General features: G+C 43.8%; 2 protein-coding genes. Both read left to right on the top strand.

Annotated elements, in window-relative coordinates; all coding sequences use genetic code 11:
- Positions 1-428, top strand: a 428-nt coding sequence (locus KDK19_RS22025; RefSeq protein WP_257292948.1) for a hypothetical protein, incomplete at its 5' end; no start/stop codon positions are given.
- A 558-nt stretch (positions 429-986) separates the two neighbouring features.
- A partial coding sequence (locus KDK19_RS22020) for a replication initiation protein (protein ID WP_257292947.1) occupies positions 987-1,470 on the top strand: 484 nt, incomplete at its 3' end.

The following is a 1,470-nucleotide window of genomic DNA, read 5'->3' as shown; positions in this document are numbered from 1 at the left end:
ATAAAGCACAGGTGGCCTGTAACGCGCTCACAGAGCATTATGACGTGAACATTGACTGGACACCCACTTTAGCCAATGCCGTCATCAAAGGCTGTACTGGCCGTGGAGTTTCGATGCTGCTGTTGAATCAGCGGTTTGGTACACCAGGAAGAAAAGCCGATGACAAGAGTCCGGACTTTGAACGGGTTGATCAGATCATTGCCCAGGTGAGGCCAGAGCTTCTGAGAACCCGTCGAGAAGCGGAAACCTGTATGAATGATCTGATCCGTAAGCAGAAGAAAAAGTATAAAAAGAAGGCTCAGAAAGAAGAGCAGGAAAAACCCAAAACCAAACCCCCTGCAAAGCAACAGGAAGGTAACAGTAAGGGTGAAAAAGCACCGAAGTCTCTGGCTGGCACTGGAGTAAGAAGGGCTAAAAAAGGCCATTAAATCAGACCGACGAACCTTAGCCTGTTTGTCTGTTTTTATATCTTGTTTTTAAATCTTGTTTTTCTTCTTGTTTTGGGATTTCTGAACCCCTTGCCCTGTCTGGGCTGAGAAGGGGTTGTTACACCACAATGAGACTCTATTGCACCACTTTGAGATTTATTGCACCACTTTGAGATTTATATTGAATCATATAGTGACCGCTATTGCACCACTTTGAGACAGGTGTTTTTTTACCCCTCTACCATGCGGGTTGATGAGTGGTCGAATTACACCACTTTGAGACTCGCTGCAAAATTCTATTGCACCAATTTGAGAAAATACCCGTCCTAATGCATCACATTGAGACTGTTTCAGTCTGTTTCCACAGTTTTTCTGCGGTTGAAGCTATTGCACCGGATTGATACAGATATGATCGGTGTGCTGTAAGAGCCTGATAAATCTACGAGTAAAACCCATTACACCATTTTGAGACTGGTGCTTGTTAAGGTTTAATTGCATCTGTCGAGGTAATATGTTGCAATTGTCTGTATTGAATCATTTTTGTGTTTTTGTTGCTTTATGAAGAGTCAGGATGAGAATAATCAGGAACAGGTAGAGTCCAGCATGTCTATTATCAGGGAAGATGTTGAGCAGGATCATAAGCTAGTTTTGAAGGGTAATGCGCTGATTGAAGCGAGATATGGGATCAGTGTCACAGCACAGAAATTATTCCTGGGGTTGATCGCAAGAGTTGACCCCACAGCCAGTGAATTGCCCACATTTCGGTTGACCAAAAAAGACATGCACGATCTAGATATCGGCGTAGGCAAGCAGACAGCCTACCGTAACTATACTAGCGCTTGTCTCGAGCTTTTAGGCCTTAGGGTCTCTCTGGTTGAGAAAAACATGAATACTGGTGAAGTCGAAGACACCGACATTAATATCTTCAGCAGGAACACAAGGAGATGGAATGATGCAAGCCGGGAAGAACTCAAAGAAGTCGAATTTAGATTTACGAAAGACGTTGAGCCTTATCTGAGGGACTTCAGCAGCGATATTCGTT

The organism is Endozoicomonas sp. ONNA1, from assembly GCF_024606325.1.
Taxonomy (GTDB): Bacteria; Pseudomonadota; Gammaproteobacteria; order Pseudomonadales; family Endozoicomonadaceae; genus Endozoicomonas_A.
Note: the sequence above shows the minus strand (reverse complement) of the source record. Positions and strands in the feature narration are given on the sequence as shown.